Consider the following 19,896-nt stretch of genomic DNA (forward strand, 5'->3'; position numbering starts at 1 on the left):
ACCTCCTGTACCGTCGAATGGGTGCGCTGGGTCATTCCGGCCACCGCCGGGTAGTCGCCGAGCTCTGCCACTCCCCGGTGCCCAAAAGTCCAGGCAGAGACGGGGGACCCAGGTCTCCGGGCAAGCGCTCATGTTGAGCCAGCCCTTGGGGTGAAGCCGTACCGCCACGATTCGCTGTGGCCACGGCCGGATGACCTCATCCGAATCCGACAGCTAACTCCGCAGGCGTCGAGAGGCAATCACCATGTCTGATTCCAGGAATCAGTCGCGCTCTGTTGCGCGCCACCGCGGCGAACCTGCCCGGAGAAACAAGTCACGTTCACGTTCCACGTTGAGGCGAGCCGCGTCGAACCTCGGCACCGGCCAGCGCATGGCAGTTGTTGCCGGCGTCGTTGCCGTGTTCCTCGGTGCAGGCGCTGCCACCCAGGCGGCCGGACAAGCCCTCGGTGCCCAGGATATGAGCCGCACGTCCGAGTCCCGCGCGACGGATCACGCAGCCACGCCAAGCGTCACTGCCACGCCCTCGGCAAGCGCGAGCGCAAGCGCGAGCGCCACGCCGACGCCGACGCCGAGCCACGCGGCCGCCCCCGCTCCGGCCGCCGTCGCACTTCAGGCTGCCGCGCCGGCCGCGCCCGCCGCTCCTCCCGCACCGGCCGCACCGGCCGCACCCGTCGCCGTCGATGATCCCGCCGGCGCCCAGGCGTATGCCGCCAGCCTCCTTCCCTCCTACGGTTGGGGCCAGGGCGAGATGTCCTCACTTCTGGCCTTGTGGAACAAGGAATCGGATTGGCGCACGACGGCCACCAACGCCTCCAGCGGCGCTTACGGCATCGGACAGTCACTGCCTGGCGACAAAATGGCATCCGAAGGTGCCGACTGGCAAACCAACTACCAGACGCAGATCCGCTGGGGCCTGAACTACATCAAGGAACGCTACGGATCGCCGTCCGCGGCGTGGTCCTTCCACTTGGCCAACAACTGGTACTAACCCAAGAGCTACGCGCAAAGTACGTCGAGGTCCGTCCCTTCCGGGGCGGACCTCGACGCATTTTGGCCAGTCATGCGCTTCGCCGCCGCCCACATCCACAGCCACGTCACAGCTTCCGCCTAAAGCCCTCATATTAGGCACCCTCACTCTGGATACATGACGCTCATCGAATCCACCGGAACCCTGAAGGACCCCGCGGTGGTGCCGCCGGGCCTTCCGCTCGAACCCAACATCCACGAACCCAACATCCACGGCCAAGCTGACACCTTCGCTCAACGCGGCACGGTGCGGCGCGCTCCTGTGGACACGCACGCCGCCGTCCCCGTCCTCGATGTCACGATCCCGGTCTTCAATGAGGAACGCGACCTTGAGGAATGCCTGCGCAGGCTTCACGGCCACTTGCGCGAATCCTTCCCGCACGGCTTCCGCATCACCGTTGCGGACAATGCGAGCACGGACGGCACATTGAAGATCGCGGAGCGAGTGGCCAGGGAACTGCCCGAACTCGCGGTGGTCCACTTGGACGAAAAAGGCCGCGGCAACGCCCTGCGCACGGTGTGGCTCGCATCGCCGTCGCCGGTCCTCGCTTACATGGACGTGGACCTTTCAACGGACCTCGCCGCTCTGGCGCCCCTTTTGGCGCCGTTGATCTCCGGCCACTCGGACCTCGCCATTGGCACACGGCTGACCCGCAGCTCGAGGGTTGTCCGCGGCCCCAAGCGCGAGTTCATTTCGCGCAGCTACAACCTGATGCTGCACTCGTTCCTGGGCGCGCGCTTCAGCGATGCCCAGTGCGGCTTCAAAGCCATCCGGGCCGATGTCGCCCGGCAGATCCTCCCCCACACCATGGACAACTCGTGGTTCTTCGACACTGAACTCCTGGTCCTCGCCGAACGCTGCGGCCTCCGGGTCCACGAAGTTCCCGTTGACTGGATCGATGATCCCAACTCCAGCGTCGACGTGGTGCGCACCGCCTTGGCCGACATACGTGGCATGGTCCGGCTCACCAAGGACCTCGTCTCGGGCCGCATCCCCGTTCCGGAACTCCGGGCAGCACTTGCACGCGGGCCGCTCCCGGCGTCGTCCCGCACCGCCGAGCAGAGCCCGCGCAGCAGCCTTTTCGGGCAGCTGGTCCGCTTCGCCGCTATCGGCGCTGCTTCCACGCTCGCCTATGTGCTCATCTTCCTGTTCTGCCGCGGCTTCATGGACCCGCAACTGGCCAACTTCCTGGCGTTGCTCGCCACAGCCATCGCCAACACCGGTGCCAACCGGCGCTTCACTTTCGGCATCCAGGGCGGCAATCCCGTTCGGCACCACTTCGAGGGATTAATCGTCTTCGGAATCGGCCTCGCGCTCACGTCGGGGGCACTCGCCTTGGTGCACCGTACGACGTCGGCGGACCGCTGGGGCGAGCTCCTCACCGTGGTCGGGGCGAACCTCGCCGCCACCGCAGTCCGCTTCCTATTGTTCCGGCTTTGGGTATTCCGGCAGCCCGCAGGGAAAACGGCAGCACCTGCCACACAAGCCAAAACGCGCACAGAAACGGCAGGATCATGACCTCCACGATCACCCCCTCGAGCGGAGGACCCGCCGCGGGAAATGCCGGCGCCGTCGGGACCGGCCATGCACCGCAGGGCCCTCATTCGACCGGCCCGTCAACCCCCGGCGCCACGCCGCGTTGGAACCGATATGCCTTCGGGCGGCAGCCCCGCTGGGTGCGTCCGTCCGCTGCCGGACTCCTCGTGGCCACTGCCTTCCTCTATCTCTGGAACCTCGCGGCGACCGGATACGGAAACTCCTTCTATGCCGCAGCCATCCAGGCCGGCACCAAGGACTGGACGGCGTTTCTGTTCGGTTCGCTCGACGCCGGCAACGCCATCACGGTGGACAAGCCGCCGGCCGCATTGTGGATTCCTGCATTGGCGGGCCGAATCTTCGGTTTCTCGCCCCTGAGCATGCTGGTTCCCGAGGCGCTGATGGGCGTGGCCGCCGTCGGTCTCCTCTATTTGACGGTCAAACGGGTCTCCGGGCCGGGCGCAGGCCTGCTCGCCGGCGGCGCGTTGGCGCTGACGCCTGTGGCGGCGCTCATGTTCCGCTTCAACAATCCCGACGCCATGCTGACCCTGTGCCTGGTGCTGGCTGCGTACTTCACCACCCGAGCCATCGAGCGCGCGGGATGGAAGTGGCTGGCCGCAGCAGGCGCGGTGGTGGGCCTGGCGTTCCTGAGCAAGATGCTGCAGGGCTTCCTGATTGTTCCGGGCTTGGGACTCGCATACCTCTGGGCCGCCCCCACCCCGTTGCGGCGGCGGTTGCTACACCTGCTCGCCGCGTTGGCCGGCATCGCTGTAGTAGCGGGCAGCTATGTTGCCCTTTTCCAGCTGACTCCGGCTTCGGCGCGGCCCTACATGGCAGGATCGACTACCAATAGCTTCCTTGAGTTGACCTTCGGCTACAACGGGCTGTCCCGCATCACCGGTTCGGGCGAAGGCACGCCGGGCGGAGGCGGGGCGGGCGGAGGCGGGGCGGCTGGCGCACCTGATGGTGGCACTCTCGGCGGCTTCGGCTTCGGCGGAGGTGGTGGCAACACCGCTTTCGGCGGAGGTGGTGGCAACACCGCTTTCGGCGGAGCTGCCGGGATCACCCGCATGTTCGGCACGAGCTTCGGTGCTGAGGTGTCGTGGCTTCTCCCGGCTGCACTGATTCTGCTGGCAGCTGGCCTGTGGTTCACACGCCGGGAAGCGCGAGCCTCCCGCACCCGTGCCGCGCTTATCCTGTGGGGCGGATGGCTTGTGGTTACGGCGGGCGTCTTCAGCTTCATGAGCGGCATCGTCCACCCCTACTACGCTGTAGCGCTCGCACCGGCAATCGCTTCCTTGGTGGGCATCGGCAGCGTGGAACTGTGGCGCGGCCGCGGATATTGGCCTGCCAGGATCGTCCTGGCCGTCGTAGTCCTCGGTAGTTCTGCCTGGTCCGCGGTTCTCCTGGGCCGTGACTCCTCATGGCTTCCATGGTTGCGCAGCGTGATCGTCGTCCTGGGTGTGGTGGCTGCCGCAGCAATCCTGCTTCGCCTCGACTCACCGCGCTTTGCGGGCCAAAATACCGCTGGCAGGTTCCGGAACGCGGCGGCCGCGGCCGTCGTCGTCGTTTCCCTTCTTGCCGGCGGTCTCGGAACCGCAGCGTGGACGCTCGCGACGGCGGCTACCGCTCACTCCGGTTCCATCCCGACGTCGGGCCCTTCAGGCTCCGCCATGCGGGGTTTCGGAAACCGTACCGGAGGGTTCAGCGCGGGTGCTGGTGGCTCGGCTGCTGGTAGCTCGGGTGCTGGTAGCTCGGGTCAGGTGGGAGGGCCCGTTTCCGAGGGAGCGGCCGACGCCGGGCTGACCGCACTGCTGACATCCACCACCACGAAGTGGTCGGCGATCGTATCGGGTGCCTCCCAGGCCGCAAGCCTCGAGCTCGCTACGAACACCAACGTGATCGCACTCGGTGGCTGGAACGGCGGCGATCCCTACCCCACGCTGGCGCAGTTCCAGGACATGGTGGCCAAGGGACAGATCGCTTACTACATCGCGGGCGGCGGCATGGGCGGCGGTGGTGGCTTCGGAGGCCAAAGCGGCAGCTCCGACGTTGCCGCGTGGGTACAATCCAATTTCCAAGCCCAGACGGTGGGCAGCTCCACCGTGTACAAGCTGACAAAGTAGATTCCGATGACCACTTCCTATTCCACGGACACCGCTTCCAAACCAGTGCAGCCGGCTCCCACGGGTTCGGTGGAGCCGCAGGTGGCGGCCACTCCCCAGAGAGGGGGCGGGCGCAACCGGTCCGCTTTGACCAGAAAGTCCCGCCGCGACCCTAATCCGCATGCTTTGCGGCACCGGGTGGAACTCGGTTTCGTGCTCCTCGCAACCGCGGTCCTGTATCTCTGGAACCTCGGCGCTTCGGGCTGGGCCAACCCGTTCTACTCAGCCGCGGCCCAGGCCGGTTCGCAGAATTGGACGGCGTGGTTCTTTGGATCGTCCGACGCCGCCAACTCCATCACGGTGGACAAGCCTCCGGCCTCGCTCTGGATCATGGACCTGTCGGTACGGATCTTCGGGCTGAGCTCCTGGAGCATCCTGGTTCCCGAGGCGCTCATGGGCGTTGCCACGGCTTGGCTGCTATATCTGGCGGTCCGGCGGGCTGCGGCACCCGCCACAGGAGATCCACGGCTCGCCCACCGGGCCGGCTTGCTGGCCGCCGTCGTCCTGGCCATCACCCCGGTAGCGACCCTCATATTCCGGTTCAACAACCCGGACGCCCTGCTGGTGCTGCTCATGACGGCAGCCGGCTACGCCACGCTGCGGTCCATCCAGGACAACAAGCTGCGCTGGCTCCTTCTGGCCGGGGTGTGCCTGGGCTTCGGCTTCCTCACCAAGCAACTCCAAGTCCTGCTGGTGGTTCCTGGTTTTGCCTTGGCGTACCTGGTTGCCGCACCGGGCGGGGTGGGGCGTCGCCTGCTTCGGCTGCTCGGCGCCGGGACAGCCATGGTGGTCTCGGCCAGCTGGTGGCTCGCCGCCGTCGAACTCATTCCGGCGAACATGCGGCCGTACATCGGTGGCTCCCAGAACAACTCCATCCTGGAACTGACGCTCGGCTACAACGGCTTCGGCCGGCTGAGCGGCCAGGAGACCGGCAGCGTCGGGGGCGGCAACGGCTGGGGAGTTCCCGGTTTGTTCCGTATGTTCAACAGCGAGTTCGGCGGCCAGATCGCGTGGTTGCTCCCCTCAGTGCTGGTGCTCGGGGCCGCACTGTTGTGGCTCGGCCGGCGTGCTCCGCGCACCGATTCCGTGCGGGCCTCGGTGATCGTGTGGGGTTCCTGGGTGTTTGTTACCGGGCTGGTTTTCAGCTTCATGGCAGGCATCATCCATCCCTACTACGCAGTGGCCTTGGCCCCGGGCATCGCCGGGCTCGCGGGCTTGGGCGGGGTGCTCTTGTGGCAACACCGCGCGCAGCCCGTCGCGGCCGTCATGCTCGCCGCGGCAGTAGCCGCGGCGGGAATCACGACCTTCGGCGTTCTGGGCGGCACTAACGCGTATGCTCCGCTGTTCCGCTGGGCGGTGCTCTTGGGGGCGTTAGTGGCCGCGGCCGGGCTGGTACTCTCCGGCCGCTTCACTTCCCGCATTCTTCAGCGCACGACGGCAGTGCTCGCCCTCGCGGCCTCCTTGGCCGGTCCCCTGGTGTACTCCATCTCAACTGCATCCGTGACGCATAGCGGCGCAATCCCCAGCGCCGGTCCGACAATCACGTTCGGCGGCTTTGGTGCAGGTGGCTTCGGCGGCCGGGGCGGCTTCGGCGCAAGTGGCCTCGGCCAAAACACCGGCCAGAACACCGGACAAAACGCAGCCCAGAACACTCCCCCGCAAGCCCTCCAGCAGCCGGGCACCCAGGGCGGCGGCTTTGGCGGGAACCGGCAAGGCGGCGGTATGGCCGGCTTGCTCGGCGCCACCACGCCGTCGTCGGCAATGGTCGCCGCATTGAAAACCGGCGCCTCCAACTACACGTGGGCCGCCGCCGTCGTGGGTTCCAACAACGCGGCAGGCTACCAGCTGGCCACCGGACTGCCCGTCATGGCAGTGGGTGGCTTCAACGGCACGGATCCGTCCCCTACGCTCGAACAGTTCCAGCAGCTCGTGGCACAGGGGAAGATCCACTACTTCATCGCAGGCGGGACCATGCAGGCCACCAGCGGATCGGATGCCCCTGCCCGGATCGCAGAGTGGGTGGCCGCGAACTTCCAAACCCAGACCATCGGCGGGACCACGGTGTACGGGCTGGCCCGCTGAGGCCGGGGTTAGCCCTAGAACCGGAGCTCGATCAGCTGGCGGCCTTCGGCGTCGGCGGTGACTGTGGCGGCGATCCCGGAGTAGTCCGGGATCTGCCACAGCCCGTCCGCCGTCGGTCCGCCGTTGCCACCCACCACGATGGTGGTCATTCCAGCAGCGATGGCGGCCGCGATTCCCGCCGGGGCATCTTCGAAGACGACGACGTCGGCCGGCTCGGCACCCAGCAGCGCGGCTGCCGAGAGGTAACCTTCAGGATCGGGCTTGCCGCGGGTCACGGCCTCAGAGGTAACCGTGGTCGCAGGCATCTCGAGTCCGGCTGCCTTCATGCGCACCCCGGCGAGGATCCGATCGGCCGAGGTGACCATGGCGAAGGCGTCGGCAGGCAAGGACCGCAGCAGTTCCGCGGCACCGGGCAACGCCACGATCCCTTCCGTCCGGGTCCGCTCCATGCCTCCGAGTTCCTCGGCGAGCGCGTCGATGTCAGCTCCAGCCGGGGCGAAACGGCGCACCGTGTCCTTGGCCTGTACCCCGTGCGAAGTCCGCAGGATCTCGTCGATATCCAGTCCATACCGGCCGGCGAATTCGCCCCACACTTGCTCCACGATCGCGGTGGAATCCACCAAAGTGCCGTCCATGTCGAAGAGGACAGCCCGGACGGTCAGCATTTTCACGGCTTCGGCAGGCAAGTTCATGTATCCATCCTGCCTGCGCATCGGCTCCGCGGCCCAACTCTTGCGGTGTGAGTCCTAGCCGTTGGGCCTGTGGGGGATGTACTGCACGGCCCATTTGTTGCCGTCCGGATCGGCGAAGTACACAAACTGGCCCCAATCCTGGACGTCGATCTCGCTGACCTCAACCCCGTTGGCCTTGAGCTGGCTGTGGGCCTCCTGGATGTCGCTCACTACCATCTGCAGGCTGGGGGCGGTGCCTGGAGGCGCGTCGTTGAGGCCCTCGCCGATACAGATGGAACAGGCCGAGCCCGGCGGCGTCAGTTGGACGAAGCGGATGCCGTCCGTGGGGCGCTCGTCGTAGTCGGCGTTGAAGCCCACCTTGTTGACGTAGAAATCCTTGGCGCGGTCCACATCGGACACAGGGACAAACACAAGTTCAAGTTTCCAGTCCATGCGCCAAAGGCTATCCGCGGAGCCGGAAAACCGGTAGGGGGCGATCGCTCGGGCTCCGCGGACCCGCCGAGACCGTGGGTGCGGGCCGTGGGCTGCGTTCCGGAACACAGTCCACGGCCCGCACCCACGAATTCGCGGAACGGACTTATTAGCCAGCCACGCCGTAGAGGCGGTCTCCGGCGTCGCCCAGGCCTGGAACGATGTAGGACTTCTCGTTGAGCCTTTCGTCGATCGACGCGAGGACGATCTTCACGTTGGCTCCGGAAAGCTCTTCTTCCAGCTTGCTCAGGCCCTCCGGGGCGGCCAGCAGGCAGATGCACGTAACGTCCGAGGCGCCGCGCTTGAAGAGGAACTTGATGGCTTCGCGCAGGGTGCCGCCGGTGGCGAGCATGGGGTCCAGCACGAAGATCTGGCGGCCGGTGAGGTCCTCGGGGAGGCGTTCGGCGTAGGTGATGATGTCCAGGGTTTCTTCGTCGCGGGCCATGCCCAGGAAGCCCACTTCTGCGGTGGGGACCAGCTTGGTCATGCCCTCGAGCATGCCGAGGCCTGCGCGCAGGATGGGGACCACCAAGGGCGTCGGCTTGGTGAAGGCGGTACCGATCGCCTTCGTGACAGGGGTTTCGATCTCTACCGCTTCGGTCCTGACCTCGCGGGTGGCCTCGTAGGCCAGCAGGGTGACGAGTTCTTCGGTGAGTTGCCGGAAGACCGGTGAAGGAGTGTTCTTATCCCGCAGAACGGTGAGCTTGTGAGCGACCAGCGGGTGGTCCACGACGAGTGTGCGCATGACTCCAAAACTATCATTGAGGCATGAGCACCAACGATCCTTATCACGCAGAGCACGCGGCCTGGATGGGCCTGGCCCTGGACGAGGCCCGGCGGGCGCTGGAGACTGAGGATGTGCCGATCGGCGCCGTCGTTCTGGGGCCCGACGGCGGCGTGCTGGGTGCCGGAAGGAACGAGCGGGAAGCGCACGGAGACCCAACGGCGCACGCCGAGATCGTCGCCATCCGCGAGGCGGCCGCGGCTCTTCACCGCCACGCCCTCGAACTGGGCGAAGGCGGGGACGGCTGGCGGCTCGAGGATTGCACCCTTGTGGTGACGCTTGAGCCGTGTGCGATGTGCGCCGGAGCCATTGTGCTGGCCCGGATTCCACGGGTGGTCTTCGGCGCCTGGGACGAGAAGGCCGGCGCCGTCGGATCGGTGTTCGATATCCTGCGGGAGCGCCGGCTCAATCACTGGGTGGAGGTCTACCCCGGCGTCCGCGAAGAGGAGTGTTCGGTGTTGCTCCGCGATTTCTTCGCAGCCCACCGGATGTAGCACTTCACATTCTGCTCAATCATTCGAAGGGCCAATTCCCCGCACCCCCGGAATCACGCGGCAGCGGACCCGAGGAGCAAGGAATGATCCAGCAGAATGTGTCGCGTAGTGGTCAAAAGGGCCTTGCAATTGCCGGTCCGTTGGACGTCAGATGGTCTCAGAACGCACACCACGGAGGACCTCATGACCGTCTCGTTCAACCACACCATCGTCTACGCGACGGACAAGCGCCGTTCCGCGGAGTTCCTGGCCAAGGTGTTTGGACTGGCCGCGCCGCGACCCATGTGGTCCTTCGTGACCGTGTCCCTTGACCAAGGGGTGGCCCTTGATTTCGCGACCGCGGACCGGCCCATCTCCCCCCAGCACTATGCCTTCCTGGTCAGCGAAGACGACTTCGACGGGATCTTCGCCCGGATCCAGGCCGAGGACATCCCCTACTGGGCGGACCCTGCACGGTCCCGCCCGCAGCAGATCAACCACAACGACGGCGGCCGTGGCGTCTACTTCGCGGATCCGGACGGGCATTTGCTGGAGGCGATCACGAGACCGTATGGATCGGGTGCCGCATGAGCCAAGTACGCGTCATTGCCATGGTGACCGGGCGCGTCCAGGGCGTCGGATTCCGCTACTCGACCATGCACCAAGCCCGACTATTGGGGCTGACCGGAGAGGCAGCCAACCAGATGGACGGCTCGGTGCAGGTAATCGCTGAAGGTGAACGCGACGCCGTGGACTCCTTGCTCGAATGGCTGCAATCCCGGGACGCCCCCGGACGCGTGAAAAACGTGGATGCCACCTTCACTCAAGCCACCGGCGAGTTCTCCGGTTTCTGGGTGGACTGAACCAGACGTAGGCTAAGCCCGCCCCGGGCCGAACCAGGCTTAGGCGTTCGCGGCGTTCGCCCTGTCCAGGGCGTCAATGCGCTTCTGCCGCGAGGCCGCCGAGTCCAGGCTGAACGAGCGGAAGTCGCCGAGGTCCTCGCGGATCCAGCTCTCCACCTCACTGATCCGCTGAGTGACAGCCGCGGTGGGCTTGTCGAACGTCCAGGCCGCGATGCGTTCCTTGCCCGGATCGTACTGCCACAGCCCGATGATCCTCCCCCGGTCCAGGATCGGGTGGTCTGACAGGTCTGCCTGCAGCCCCAGGGTGGCGTCCAAGACCTTCCGGCCCCGATCCGCTTCAGCCAGCATTTCCGCCGAGTTCCTGCGCAGCAGCACCAAAGAGTCCGTCCCGGCCAGAAGCTGGATCTGTTCCTCCCGCGGTGCCTCGAACGCGGAAAGGTGGTCGACGTCGTCGGGCAGCATCCAGAGCGGCTCGCCTGCAGCTGTGCCCACTTCGACGGCGCCGACGGCGCCAAGGGCCGTCTTGCTCTGCGCGACAGTGAAGCCCGTGAACCATTGGCTCTGCTTGAACGTCGCGCCACCGGTCCACCGCAAGTATCGCTCGATCAAGCGCGTTCGGGCGGCGTCGTCGTCGAGGGTGCTGGGCGGGAGCGCCCACGACGTGTAGGCGTAGCGCTGCTGGTCAAGGCGACCATTGACGGGTACGCGGCGGATGCGTCCGTCGGCTTGCAGGAGGCCCAACGCCGTGGGGAGGGTGGTGGACGCACCCTTCTTTTTGCCTTCTTCGCCCAGGCTGCGGACGGATTCGCCTAGCTCGTCCTTGAGCTGCTTCGGATCCATGGGGTCGCTGGATTCCATGAGGGTATGCAGGACCTGCTCTTCGAGCAGGGTGATCTCACCGCGTTCGACGCCGAGCCGGGCCAAGACCTTGAATGTCGCCAACGCTGCGTCGCGGCCAAGCTGGAGGCCCCAGGCGAAGTCCTTGCGGCCGAGGACGTAGGTGCATCCGCGGGCCGTGGGGAGTTCGTGGATCCGCAACTCGGCGACGTCACGGTCCATCTGTTCGCGCCGGATCCCTGCACGGGCGAAGAGCGTCAGGTAGGGGTTGGCCCCGCCCACGGAGCGGGCCCAGCCCGCGCGGTCCAGCACTTCCTCGGACGTCTTGCCTGCCAAGGAGCCGTCCAGGCCTTGCCTATGCCACGCCCAGGCGCGGAGGAGTTCCGGGGTGAGCTTTTGTGTGGAAAGCGCCGCAGACGTCATGGCCCCATTCTGCACCGTTCGCCCGCCATCCGGAGCAGTCACGCGCAAGCTAGCGGTCTATTGCTCGAAATCCAGCGAGAAGCCCGCCCAGGCGTCTGGGTGCTCCCGGAGGATGACGTCGACGCCGGCGAGCGCGCCGCCGTCGTCGCTCTCGCGGACTTTCGCCGCGACCGCCTCAGCGATGAAGCGGGCCAGCACTTCCGTCGTCGTGAGCTGGCCGGCGAAGTCCGGGTGTTCGTCGAGGTTCCTGTAGTTGAGGCCTGCCAGCACCTCGTCCAAGATAGTTCCGGCTGCGCCGATGTCCAGCACGATTGCGTCGTCGTTCAGTGCTGCCCGGCGGAACGTCACCTCGGCGACGAACGTGGCTCCGTGGAGTCCTTGGGCCGGGCCGAACGCCTCCCGCGGAAGGCTGTGGGCGATCATGAAATGCTGGCGGACGGTAAGGCTGAACATGGTTAGGCCTCGTTCCTTTCCTGCTGCAGGGGCTCGGGGTAATTGATGACGCGGCAAAGAACATCCAGCTCGCCGTTTTCCAAGGCGTGGAAGACCTCCGGGAGTTGCTCGAACTGCGACTCTCCAGTGAGGAAGGCGTCGAACGCGGGGTCCCGCAGGAGGGACACGGCAAGCTCCAGCCGCTCGCTTGTGGTGCGGCGGTGCCGCCTCGAACGTGCAACCACGCCGACCTGGCTGGCTCGGATGGAGAGCCGCCGGGCATGGAAGTCTTCTCCCAACGGCAGGGAGACTGCCCGGTCCCCGTACCAGGACATCTCAATGATCTCGCCCTCGTCCCCGGCCAATTGCAAGCTTTGAGCCAGGCCGCCGTCGGTGGCTGAACAATGGAACACGATGTCGCAGTCCTGCTTTGCGTCCTCCGGAAGCACGAATTCCACGCCGAGGGATTCCACGAATCGGCGCTTCCCCGGATCTGTCTCCACGAGTTGCAGGCGCTCCAGCGGGAAGCTGCGCAGCAATGCTGCGGTCATGCCACCCACGAGTCCAGCCCCGACGACGGCGATCCGGTCACCGAGCCGGGGCCCGGCCTCCCACAGGGCGTTGAGGGCGATCTCCGCGATGCCCGTGAGCACGGCGCGACGTGCGGGCACGCCGTCGGGAATCCGCGTGAGTGAGGTGAGAGGTACGACGTAGCGGTCCTGATGCGGGTGCAGGCAAAAGACATGCTGCCCGATCCAGTCTTCGGGCCCCGCTTCAACGACGCCGACCGACAGATAGCCGAACTTGACCGGCCCGGGAAAATCCCCTGTCTGATGGGGTGCCCGCATCGCTTCCGCGATCCGTGGCGGGACATTGGCTTCGTGGACCACGAGCTCGGTGCCCCTGCTGATACCGGAATACAAGGCCCTGACCAAAGCCTCGTCCTGGGCCGGAGCCGGGAGTTCCTCGCTCCGGAGCTCGCCTTGGCAGGGGGCCACGGTCCAGTAGGCCAGCGCTTGTGCGGGCGGGTGCGTGTCCGTTTCCGTTTGCTTGTCCGTTTGCAGGGCGTCTGTGTTTCGGGTGCCTGTGTCCGGGGTTTCGTCTGTGTCCGGGGTTTCGTCTGTGTGAGTCATCGTGCTTGCGAATCTAGTCGTGCGGCCGGGATAACGAAAGCGAAGCCTACTTACTAAGTGGCTGCCGACCTCCCGTTTTGGGGAACAGGCCACCACTCCGGTACCCTATTTCAGTTGGTGACGTGTCCGAGCGGCCGAAGGTGCAACACTCGAAATGTTGTTTGGTGTAAAAGCCAACGTGGGTTCAAATCCCACCGTCACCGCCACATGAGAAGGCCCCGGATCCCTTTGTTTGCAAAGGGATCCGGGGCCTTTCGCTTTGCCAGAATTAGGGGTTTGCCCACATTTTGCCCACACTTGCCAGAGAGACAGCGTGATCCAGAGCGTCAGCAACGCTGTCCAAGTCCCCGTCAAACAGGTCCGCGTAGATGTCCAGGGTCATGGCCGCCGAGCTGTGACCAAGCATCTTCTGGACCACTTTCACGTTCGCGCCGGCCGATACTGCGAAGCTAGCCGCCGAGTGCCGCAAGTCATGAGGCGTGATCCGAGGAACCCCGGAGCGCTTCACTGCGCCGGCAAACCAGCTCATGTTGTCCTCATGCACCCGAGCCAGGCGCAAATGGTGCCCATCGTCACCAGGGAACACCAGATCATCCCGGGCCTTGCCCTCGCACTGCTGCGCCAGACGCTCGCCAAGGAACCGCGGGAAAGGCACGGTTCGTTTCTTGTGGTTCTTTGGAGTGCCCACCTCGATCACGGAGCCGACCTGGACGGCGTTCTCTTCGATCATGAGGCGGCGCCTAAGCATGTCCAGATGCTTGACCCGCAGTCCGGTAGCTTCACCCCACCGGATCCCGCAGTAAGCCAGCACCAAGACCAGCACGGGGTATTTGCTCGCGGCAGCCAGCGCGTGCACTTGCTCATGGCTGAGGTAGACGTGAGGTTTCTTCACCTTCCGGGGCAACGAGACTCCTCGGGCAGGGTTGCTGAGGGTCCTCCTGTCGCTCACCGCGTCGTCTAGGATCGCCGCCAGGACCCCATAGGCCCGGATAACCAGCGTTGCCCCTTTGGGCTTGCGCACCGGGACCGCATCCGGATCCCCGAGCGTCATTTCTGAGACCCATTGCTGAACAGCGGTCTTCCGCACGTCCGCCACGGCGACGCTCCCCCAGGCAGGCTGTACGTGGATCCTCCAGGCGGATTCCAGCGGACGAAAGGACGACGGTTTCAAATGCGTCTGACGGGCCAGCCACTCGGCCCCCAGCTGCCCAATCTGTGCCTTGGCGGCCGTCGCGTCGACAAACTCCCCACGGGCCTTAGAAACCTCCACGGAGGCTAGGAAAAGTTCTGCTTCACGTTTGGTCCGGAAGCCACGCTTGTCCGTCTGCGTCCGGTCAGGTTTCCGGTAACGCACCCGGTAACGCCGTCCCGCCGTCGTGTCATAGGGCTCAATCGTCGCCATCGGCGGAGGGCCCTCCAATTCCCATTTTCTGCCCGAGGACCTTAAGGTCTTCGCCGATTTCATCCAGGCGCCGATTTATGCTTTCTCCGAGCTCAGCCAGGCGCATGTCGAATTCGCCACTGCACGGCGGGGTCGCGCCATCGTCTTTGTATTTCGATACGGAATCGGCAGGGTTGCCGTCGATCGGAGCGACAGCACTTGCCCAGCCCCAGACCTTTTGCAAGTTGCCGACCTTGGCGCCAGTTACCTCCACCGGGCCTTCCGCTGAAGATGGGAACAAGAGCGCGTTTGGATTGACCCCCAAGACAACGGCAAGGGCCACTAGGTCGTCCACATCGACCCTCCTCGCCCCTGCCTCGATTTTCTGGAGGCCGCTCGCGGAGATTTCATGGTCTACATCCTTGAGCCTCTGCTGCAGAGCCCGCAGCGTCCAGCCGCCGCGCAATCGCTTGAGATTCCGAGCCACGGCTTCGCCGGTGGGTCCTAAGTCGTGTCCACGAACGCGCTGCTTGTCTTCCGCCATATTAGAAATAATACACGCCAGATTGACAACACGCGAGTAGAGAAACTATCGTCCCTAATACGACGTGAAAGTCGCTGAATAAGAGAAAGCAGGCTCATGGAATCGGAACTTCTGACCGCAGCAGAGCTTGGAGCAAAGCTTCACAAAACAGCTCCCGCATTGGCCCAGTGGCGCTACAAGGGTATCGGCCCGAAATTCGTAAAAGTCGGCAGCGGAGTTCGGTACCGCGCAAGTGACGTAGAAGCCTGGCTTGACGAACAGACCCGATCGCAGACGGGCCAATCGCTTCCAAGTGCCTAACCGCGAACCCACTCCCACAACATGCAAGCAAAGAATGGGCGCTTCGGAGTCGTCGCCAATCAACGCGCCGGAAGCGCCAAATAGCTCACTACGATCTAGGAGACCTTATGCCCGAGCCTAGCATTACATCTTTGGACCGGCGTAGAAATTTACCAGAAGTTGTGTCCGGAACGCTTCTCGGTGACCACAGTGGATTGGTTGTAGTCCGAGACAAAGTCTTCCTCAAGGCGGTCCACAAGTGAGCTGGGAGGCTCAACGCTGGGCCCACGAAATCGGAAAGCGCTACGAGCTAGACTCTGCACGGCGCTGGATGCTTGTGGTCTTGGGTAGCTACGCAGACAAGGAAGGAAACGATATCTACCCGAGCATTGAGACTCTGGTAAAAGCCACTGGCTTTGGGGAAACAACGGTAAGGCGCCATCTCAAGCACCTCACCGACTGCGGCCTCCTGGAATACGGGAACCAAGATGCAGCGCTCAAACTCCGTCCGGGTAATCGGCCGAAGGTTTATCGGCTAAGAATGGGCAAGAGTGCCGACACCTATCATCCTGCGGAGACACAAGTTGGGACCTCGCACGGGGACGGGTCCCATGGGAGCCTCCAGACTGAGAACTCCCAAAATGGGAGGTTCCAAGAAGCACCTTTGGGAGGTCCCAGGAGGGGTGCCGCGGTGGTGGGTAAAACTAAAAACCCAAAAGAAACCCCATGCGCCGCGTGTGAGCAGGTTCGTCCCACCTACGTAATCGACTCAACGGGCATTTGCGCCGATTGTCGCGGTTTCGGCCCGGAAGCGGCCGCAGACGGAGTAGCGTTCCTAGCTCAGCGTCAGCTCGCGCGACTGGCCCGTCCGCTTGGAGTGCTCCCGTAGTCAAACGAGCAACCATTGTCAACTGCTCTACCCTGGCGTGCACATCAACGAGCGCGCACATCAACGAGTAGGTCAAGAAATCCCACCGTTTTCCCCGCGCCAGAACGCCCCGATTTACGCAATCAGGGGCTTCGGAAGCGTATGTAAACACCCTTTGAGGCACACTCTGGAGCTACCGACGATTTCGTCGGTAGCTTGCCAAAAACCTTCATTTTCCACGGATCTTCCGGCCCGAGACAGCCCCCGACCGAGAGTTAGCAGCTTGCCGAATGCAAAACCTCCCCAAAAACACAACAAACCCCGGACCCCAGAAGCAGCGGGACCAGGAAGAGCCCAACTCACGTCTGAAACAGCTCCTGCACGAAGTTCAAACAGGCAGAACCGTATTGGGACCGAAGACCCTCCACAGGCTCCAGGCTTCCCTCGATGAACTGAAAACAGTCGTCGAACACCACAGCCTCCTCACTCAGCTTCTTGCGGCCCACCAAACACCGGGACGTTCACACCCCAAACGAACTGCAAAGTCCGACACCACGAGCCAGACCAGCCTTCAAACCAAGACTCTCGCAAAAACGGTCAAGATGAAACAAGTCGGCCGTCCGCGAACCCTAGACCTCGCGCAAGTCCAACGCATAGTAACCATGCGACAGGAAGGAATGCCCATCGCTGCCATCGCCAACCACCTAACTCGCGAAGGCATCCCCACTGCCCGCGGAGGCAAAGCTTGGAGCCCCGGAACCATCCAAACAGTCCTGAAATCAAAAACCGCCCGCGGCGAGCACATTGAAGAAAACTCGCTGGAACGACGTTCCGTCAACGGTGAACGGAGTTCCTGAAGGTGGGCTTATCGGCACCATCTTCGCTGCCGGCATTGGAGGTCGCGAACTTGGATTCAAAAGCCCTGGCGAATGTGGGAATCATGCCCCATCGGCCCGCGGAAGCCTCCCTCCGCACGACACTGTCCCCCAAACGGCCCTGCGGAAATGGCACGTGTGTCGTTGGCGTGACATCATGATTCGGGTCCGACACCCGCGGCCAGCTGCGCACCGAACTCTCGACCGAGCTGGTTCAAATCCTTCTTCGACGAGTGATGACCGCAGATTCAAATACTCCTTAGAGGAAACTTCCACCGGCAGCATCAACGGCTTGCCCGAGGAAACGAACGGTCCCGCCTGATGGAGGACCAGACCGGACACGGCCACAAGACGGCCTGATTCACGGTTGGGGAAAGTTGAGATAGTTGCGCACTGTCGAAGCGTGGCCGCTTCCGGGGCGGTAGTAGACCCTTTTATGGGCCTGGGCGATCTGACCATGATTTATCGGCGAGACCACGTCATCTCCCGCTGTATCTACGGAAAACATGGGGTCGTCCGGACCAGGGGGATACACCATGACGGCGAACCGTGGGTTCAGCGGGAGGATGATGGCTCGGGCGTCCAGCAGCGGGGGACGATTTCTTGGGTCCATCCCGGATGCTATGCCAACGGATGGGCAATCTCCCAAGAGGTACTCGCGGCTCTGGGTTACTGGCCGAATGGACAAGCTGTATTGAGAGAGGTGCTGGCGGGTCTGCTGGAAAACACCTTCGATCCAATCCTGAAAGAGTGATCCTTGCTCCTCCATCGTTTGAATGGGGGCAAGCACCTCTTCGCCTATCTTATCCAGGATCGACGGCGCCTTGGACAAATCGAGTCCGTATTTGGCGTTTGATAGCCGTGCCTGCATCTCCCTGTTCGCCCGCGTCTGCCGTTCCACCCTGGCAAGAGACTCCTTGTGGATCCTCTGAACTTCGAGACTTCTGACGAAGTGCAAAGCAACAAAATCGGTGATTTCAGTCCTCTTCGCATGGAGCATCTCGGGTCTGTCGTTATCCAGGGCGTCGAAGACTGGCTTCATAGGGGTTTCGTACTTGCCCCAAAGCTCTTCCATCCGGTCACCGTCATATTTGATGAAGTACCGCTCAAACCCTATGGCTCATGGTGACCTGGCCGGGAGTTCTTTTCCGTGGGCGACATCGAACTGGCCAACGAGCCCGTTTTTTAGGTTTGGGTCCTTTGAGAAGCGCGAGAGAAGGGCACGCGACACATAGTGTTGATCTGCAATTTTGGGGTTCTGTCCGCCGTTCATTACATGCAGGTCTATCCACAGCGGCCTCAAGGCGTCAAGAAGGACGAGGATCGAACCTTCAACTACCTGTTCACCCACAAGCACGTACGCCGCCTTCAGCGGCTTCGGTGGTTGGGCTCTATGCCGGCGTTCAGTGCCGCTCCGGGCAGACCGCCCATCGGCCCCAAACTCGCCGCTACCGCCAGGGCTGCTCTCGCTGTAGTCGGGCTTAGCCTGATATACATAACAAAACACGGTAAAACCGGGCTTTCTTCAGTTCGCTGGGGGAAGCCCGCTGTGAGTGCTACTCACTCGCTGACTGGAGGTTCCCGACATGGCCAACGCTTGGCTCTCAGCCGACGACATTGCGGTCCATCTCGGGGTTACCAAGGAGACCGTTTACGCGTGGATCTCGGAGAACGGGCTGCCTGCCCATAAAGTGGGTCGGCTTTGGAAGTTCCAGACGAGCGAGGTAGATGAGTGGGTCCGAAAAGGTAGCGCGCCTTCGTCAGAGGACGGCGGCACCCGAAACGATGCATGACCCGTATCGGAATGATGGGTCGATAAACGTGGGAGCGACTGCAGCTCGGCCGTACGCGCTTTCATTTACCACCGGCGCCCTTCTCACACGCGAGGCATCGCGGCTCGCACCGCTTTACCTCGAGCAACGCAATTGGGAGCAGACCCGCGACCGCGCTGTCGAAGACAACCTTCTTCAGGCAAGGACCTACCGCACCAGTGTCCGGCTGGTCCGCGAAACAATAAAGCGCATCTCCGCATTCAGCGACGCCGAGATAGCGCTCCTCACGGAGGCCACAGCTTCCGAACGTGGTTATCTCATGTGGGCGGCCGCATGCCGCCGGTACGAACTCATCGGGGAGTTCGCCGAGGAGATCGTACGGGAGCGGTTCCTCGTTATGGCCTCCACATTGGACTACACCGACTTCGACAGCTTTTTTCGGACCAAAGCGGTCTGGCACGGGGAGCTTACCCAAGTCAAAGACTCGACGCTGCAGAAGCTTCGGTCAAACCTATTCAGAATGCTCGTAGAGGCTAGCCTTCTCACCGACGACGGTCACATCGTTCCAGCCGCATTGTCCGAGCGGGTCGCCGAGCTGCTCGCAGCCAGCACACCGTCCGACATCCGCTTCTTCCCGACAGGGGGTGACCCCCGATGAAGTCCACCGACCTGAATCAGCAAGAGGACCACCTTTTCGCTGTTCTCAGCGGCACGCGCTTCCTTCAGATGGAGGGCCTAAGCAACGAGGTCCCGTTCTTCATCTACCCCTACCCACCCGAGCACGCCTTGCAGGTCGCCGCAGCGAAGAAGCGAATCAAGAGCCGCCTCAAGCGCGAAGGCATCGAGGTCCTCGAGATCAACCTCTACGACCTCGCCGTCGACATCCTCAAGAGCAGAGGCGTGTGGGACCGAGTGCTGGCGATCGAGCCGGACCAGGCCAAAGAAGACTTCCGCGAAATGCTCCAAGGGATGCTGGACCCCCAGATCCACATCGCGCCCGCCATCCGCGAACGCCTCAATGCCGCCGGCGCCTTCGACATCTTCTTCCTCACCGGCATCGGCGAGGTCTTCCCCTACATCCGGTCACACAACGTGCTCAACAACCTCCAGAGCGTCGTAACCGGCAAGCCCATGCTCATGTTCTTCCCCGGCCGCTACGAGCAATCCGACACTCTCGGCTCCTCGCTCGTGCTCTTTGGACGGTTGAAGGACGACCAGTACTACCGAGCCAAGAACATCTTGGAACAGGAAGCGTGACC

At 63.7% G+C, this 19,896-nt stretch carries 24 protein-coding genes, 1 tRNA gene and 1 riboswitch; of the genes, 14 read left to right on the forward strand and 11 right to left on the reverse strand.

Going from position 1 to position 19,896, the window contains the following annotated elements; all coding sequences use genetic code 11:
• The first annotated feature begins 68 nt into the window (after positions 1–68).
• Positions 69–242: riboswitch (cyclic di-AMP (ydaO/yuaA leader) on the forward strand.
• A gap of 2 nt (positions 243–244) precedes the next feature.
• The 4 genes from J2S96_RS14440 (at position 245) to J2S96_RS14455 (ending at position 6,810) form a co-directional block, all read left to right on the forward strand.
• On the forward strand, positions 245–988 hold the full coding sequence (locus tag J2S96_RS14440; RefSeq protein ID WP_306864840.1) for a hypothetical protein: 744 nt from the start codon (positions 245–247) through the stop codon (positions 986–988).
• A gap of 156 nt (positions 989–1,144) precedes the next feature.
• Positions 1,145–2,545, forward strand: a complete 1,401-nt coding sequence (locus J2S96_RS14445; RefSeq protein WP_306864843.1) for a bifunctional glycosyltransferase family 2/GtrA family protein — start codon at positions 1,145–1,147, stop codon at positions 2,543–2,545.
• Entirely contained in the window at positions 2,542–4,689 is a 2,148-nt protein-coding gene (locus J2S96_RS14450; RefSeq protein WP_306864845.1) for a glycosyltransferase family 39 protein, read from the forward strand. Before J2S96_RS14445 ends, J2S96_RS14450 begins: the two co-directional genes overlap by 4 nt.
• A 6-nt stretch (positions 4,690–4,695) precedes the next feature.
• Positions 4,696–6,810 carry an ArnT family glycosyltransferase gene (locus J2S96_RS14455; protein ID WP_306864848.1) on the forward strand — a complete coding sequence of 705 codons (2,115 nt, stop codon included), beginning with the start codon at positions 4,696–4,698 and terminating at the stop codon, positions 6,808–6,810.
• A gap of 14 nt (positions 6,811–6,824) precedes the next feature.
• Here the strand turns inward: J2S96_RS14455 and J2S96_RS14460 are convergent, their stop codons facing one another.
• From J2S96_RS14460 to upp, 3 genes are all read right to left on the reverse strand, one after another.
• The gene (locus tag J2S96_RS14460; protein ID WP_306864852.1) at positions 6,825–7,502 is read right to left on the reverse strand and encodes an HAD-IA family hydrolase; all 678 of its coding nucleotides are present in this window, start codon (positions 7,500–7,502) and stop codon (positions 6,825–6,827) included.
• Positions 7,503–7,556: 54 nt separating this feature from the next.
• Entirely contained in the window at positions 7,557–7,934 is a 378-nt protein-coding gene (locus J2S96_RS14465) for a VOC family protein (RefSeq protein ID WP_306864854.1), read from the reverse strand.
• Positions 7,935–8,082: 148 nt separating this feature from the next.
• Entirely contained in the window at positions 8,083–8,718 is a 636-nt protein-coding gene (gene upp, locus J2S96_RS14470) for a uracil phosphoribosyltransferase (RefSeq protein WP_306864856.1), read from the reverse strand.
• 23 nt (positions 8,719–8,741) lie between these two features.
• Here upp and J2S96_RS14475 point away from each other — a divergent pair, with 23 nt between their 5' ends.
• The 3 genes from J2S96_RS14475 to J2S96_RS14485 all read left to right on the forward strand — a co-directional run bounded on the left by J2S96_RS14475 (position 8,742) and on the right by J2S96_RS14485 (position 10,093).
• Positions 8,742–9,251, forward strand: a complete 510-nt coding sequence (locus J2S96_RS14475; RefSeq protein WP_306864859.1) for a nucleoside deaminase — start codon at positions 8,742–8,744, stop codon at positions 9,249–9,251.
• Positions 9,252–9,434: 183 nt separating this feature from the next.
• Positions 9,435–9,821: a VOC family protein gene (locus J2S96_RS14480; RefSeq protein ID WP_306864861.1), complete on the forward strand. Its 387-nt coding sequence runs from the start codon at positions 9,435–9,437 to the stop codon at positions 9,819–9,821.
• Entirely contained in the window at positions 9,818–10,093 is a 276-nt protein-coding gene (locus J2S96_RS14485; protein ID WP_306864865.1) for an acylphosphatase, read from the forward strand. Before J2S96_RS14480 ends, J2S96_RS14485 begins: the two co-directional genes overlap by 4 nt.
• Before the next feature lie 39 nt (positions 10,094–10,132).
• Here J2S96_RS14485 and J2S96_RS14490 read toward each other — a convergent pair whose 3' ends face one another.
• The 3 genes from J2S96_RS14490 to J2S96_RS14500 are packed head-to-tail and all read right to left on the reverse strand — an operon-like array spanning position 10,133 to position 12,918.
• The gene (locus tag J2S96_RS14490; RefSeq protein WP_306864868.1) at positions 10,133–11,353 is read right to left on the reverse strand and encodes a DNA glycosylase AlkZ-like family protein; all 1,221 of its coding nucleotides are present in this window, start codon (positions 11,351–11,353) and stop codon (positions 10,133–10,135) included.
• Between the two features lie 57 nt (positions 11,354–11,410).
• Positions 11,411–11,806 (reverse strand): 6-pyruvoyl trahydropterin synthase family protein, encoded by a 396-nt coding sequence (locus J2S96_RS14495; protein ID WP_306864871.1) that lies wholly within the window; start codon positions 11,804–11,806, stop codon positions 11,411–11,413.
• A 2-nt stretch (positions 11,807–11,808) separates the two neighbouring features.
• Positions 11,809–12,918, reverse strand: a complete 1,110-nt coding sequence (locus J2S96_RS14500; protein WP_306864875.1) for a zinc-dependent alcohol dehydrogenase — start codon at positions 12,916–12,918, stop codon at positions 11,809–11,811.
• A gap of 116 nt (positions 12,919–13,034) precedes the next feature.
• Between J2S96_RS14500 and J2S96_RS14505 the strand changes: the two genes are divergently transcribed.
• Positions 13,035–13,124: transfer RNA gene (locus J2S96_RS14505), tRNA-Ser, on the forward strand.
• Positions 13,125–13,186: 62 nt separating this feature from the next.
• Here the strand turns inward: J2S96_RS14505 and J2S96_RS14510 are convergent.
• Positions 13,187–14,320, reverse strand: a complete 1,134-nt coding sequence (locus tag J2S96_RS14510; RefSeq protein WP_306864878.1) for a site-specific integrase — start codon at positions 14,318–14,320, stop codon at positions 13,187–13,189.
• Entirely contained in the window at positions 14,307–14,843 is a 537-nt protein-coding gene (locus J2S96_RS14515) for a helix-turn-helix domain-containing protein (RefSeq protein ID WP_306864880.1), read from the reverse strand. Before J2S96_RS14515 ends, J2S96_RS14510 begins: the two co-directional genes overlap by 14 nt.
• Positions 14,844–14,939: 96 nt before the next feature.
• On the opposite strand from J2S96_RS14515, the gene J2S96_RS20230 reads away from it, so the two are divergent.
• The 3 genes from J2S96_RS20230 (at position 14,940) to J2S96_RS20240 (ending at position 16,847) form a co-directional block, all read left to right on the forward strand.
• The gene (locus tag J2S96_RS20230) at positions 14,940–15,143 is read left to right on the forward strand and encodes a helix-turn-helix transcriptional regulator (protein ID WP_370873119.1); all 204 of its coding nucleotides are present in this window, start codon (positions 14,940–14,942) and stop codon (positions 15,141–15,143) included.
• A gap of 310 nt (positions 15,144–15,453) precedes the next feature.
• Positions 15,454–16,011 (forward strand): helix-turn-helix domain-containing protein, encoded by a 558-nt coding sequence (locus tag J2S96_RS20235; protein WP_370873122.1) that lies wholly within the window; start codon positions 15,454–15,456, stop codon positions 16,009–16,011.
• A 581-nt stretch (positions 16,012–16,592) separates the two neighbouring features.
• Positions 16,593–16,847, forward strand: coding sequence for a recombinase family protein (locus J2S96_RS20240; protein ID WP_370873123.1), 255 nt, complete (start codon positions 16,593–16,595; stop codon positions 16,845–16,847).
• Here J2S96_RS20240 and J2S96_RS20245 read toward each other — a convergent pair.
• The 3 genes from J2S96_RS20245 to J2S96_RS14525 all read right to left on the reverse strand — a co-directional run bounded on the left by J2S96_RS20245 (position 16,825) and on the right by J2S96_RS14525 (position 18,222).
• Positions 16,825–17,058, reverse strand: coding sequence for an SOS response-associated peptidase family protein (locus tag J2S96_RS20245; RefSeq protein WP_370873120.1), 234 nt, complete (start codon positions 17,056–17,058; stop codon positions 16,825–16,827). The two genes, J2S96_RS20240 and J2S96_RS20245, sit on opposite strands and share 23 nt — an antisense overlap.
• 168 nt (positions 17,059–17,226) lie before the next feature.
• Positions 17,227–17,982, reverse strand: coding sequence for a DUF4238 domain-containing protein (locus J2S96_RS14520; protein ID WP_370873124.1), 756 nt, complete (start codon positions 17,980–17,982; stop codon positions 17,227–17,229).
• Positions 17,983–17,985: 3 nt separating this feature from the next.
• The gene (locus tag J2S96_RS14525; RefSeq protein WP_306864884.1) at positions 17,986–18,222 is read right to left on the reverse strand and encodes a hypothetical protein; all 237 of its coding nucleotides are present in this window, start codon (positions 18,220–18,222) and stop codon (positions 17,986–17,988) included.
• Between the two features lie 229 nt (positions 18,223–18,451).
• Between J2S96_RS14525 and J2S96_RS14530 the strand changes: the two genes are divergently transcribed.
• Genes J2S96_RS14530 through J2S96_RS14540 form a run of 3 tightly spaced genes read left to right on the forward strand, consistent with a single transcriptional unit; the run spans position 18,452 to position 19,894 of the window.
• Positions 18,452–18,658, forward strand: a complete 207-nt coding sequence (locus J2S96_RS14530; RefSeq protein ID WP_306864886.1) for a helix-turn-helix domain-containing protein — start codon at positions 18,452–18,454, stop codon at positions 18,656–18,658.
• Between the two features lie 28 nt (positions 18,659–18,686).
• Positions 18,687–19,295 (forward strand): DUF1819 family protein, encoded by a 609-nt coding sequence (locus J2S96_RS14535; protein WP_306864888.1) that lies wholly within the window; start codon positions 18,687–18,689, stop codon positions 19,293–19,295.
• On the forward strand, positions 19,292–19,894 hold the full coding sequence (locus J2S96_RS14540) for a DUF1788 domain-containing protein (protein WP_306864891.1): 603 nt from the start codon (positions 19,292–19,294) through the stop codon (positions 19,892–19,894). Before J2S96_RS14535 ends, J2S96_RS14540 begins: the two co-directional genes overlap by 4 nt.
• Positions 19,895–19,896: the final 2 nt, after the last annotated feature.

The sequence above is a fragment of the Arthrobacter bambusae genome, assembly GCF_030812595.1.
GTDB classification, from domain to species: domain Bacteria; phylum Actinomycetota; class Actinomycetes; order Actinomycetales; family Micrococcaceae; genus Arthrobacter; species Arthrobacter bambusae_B.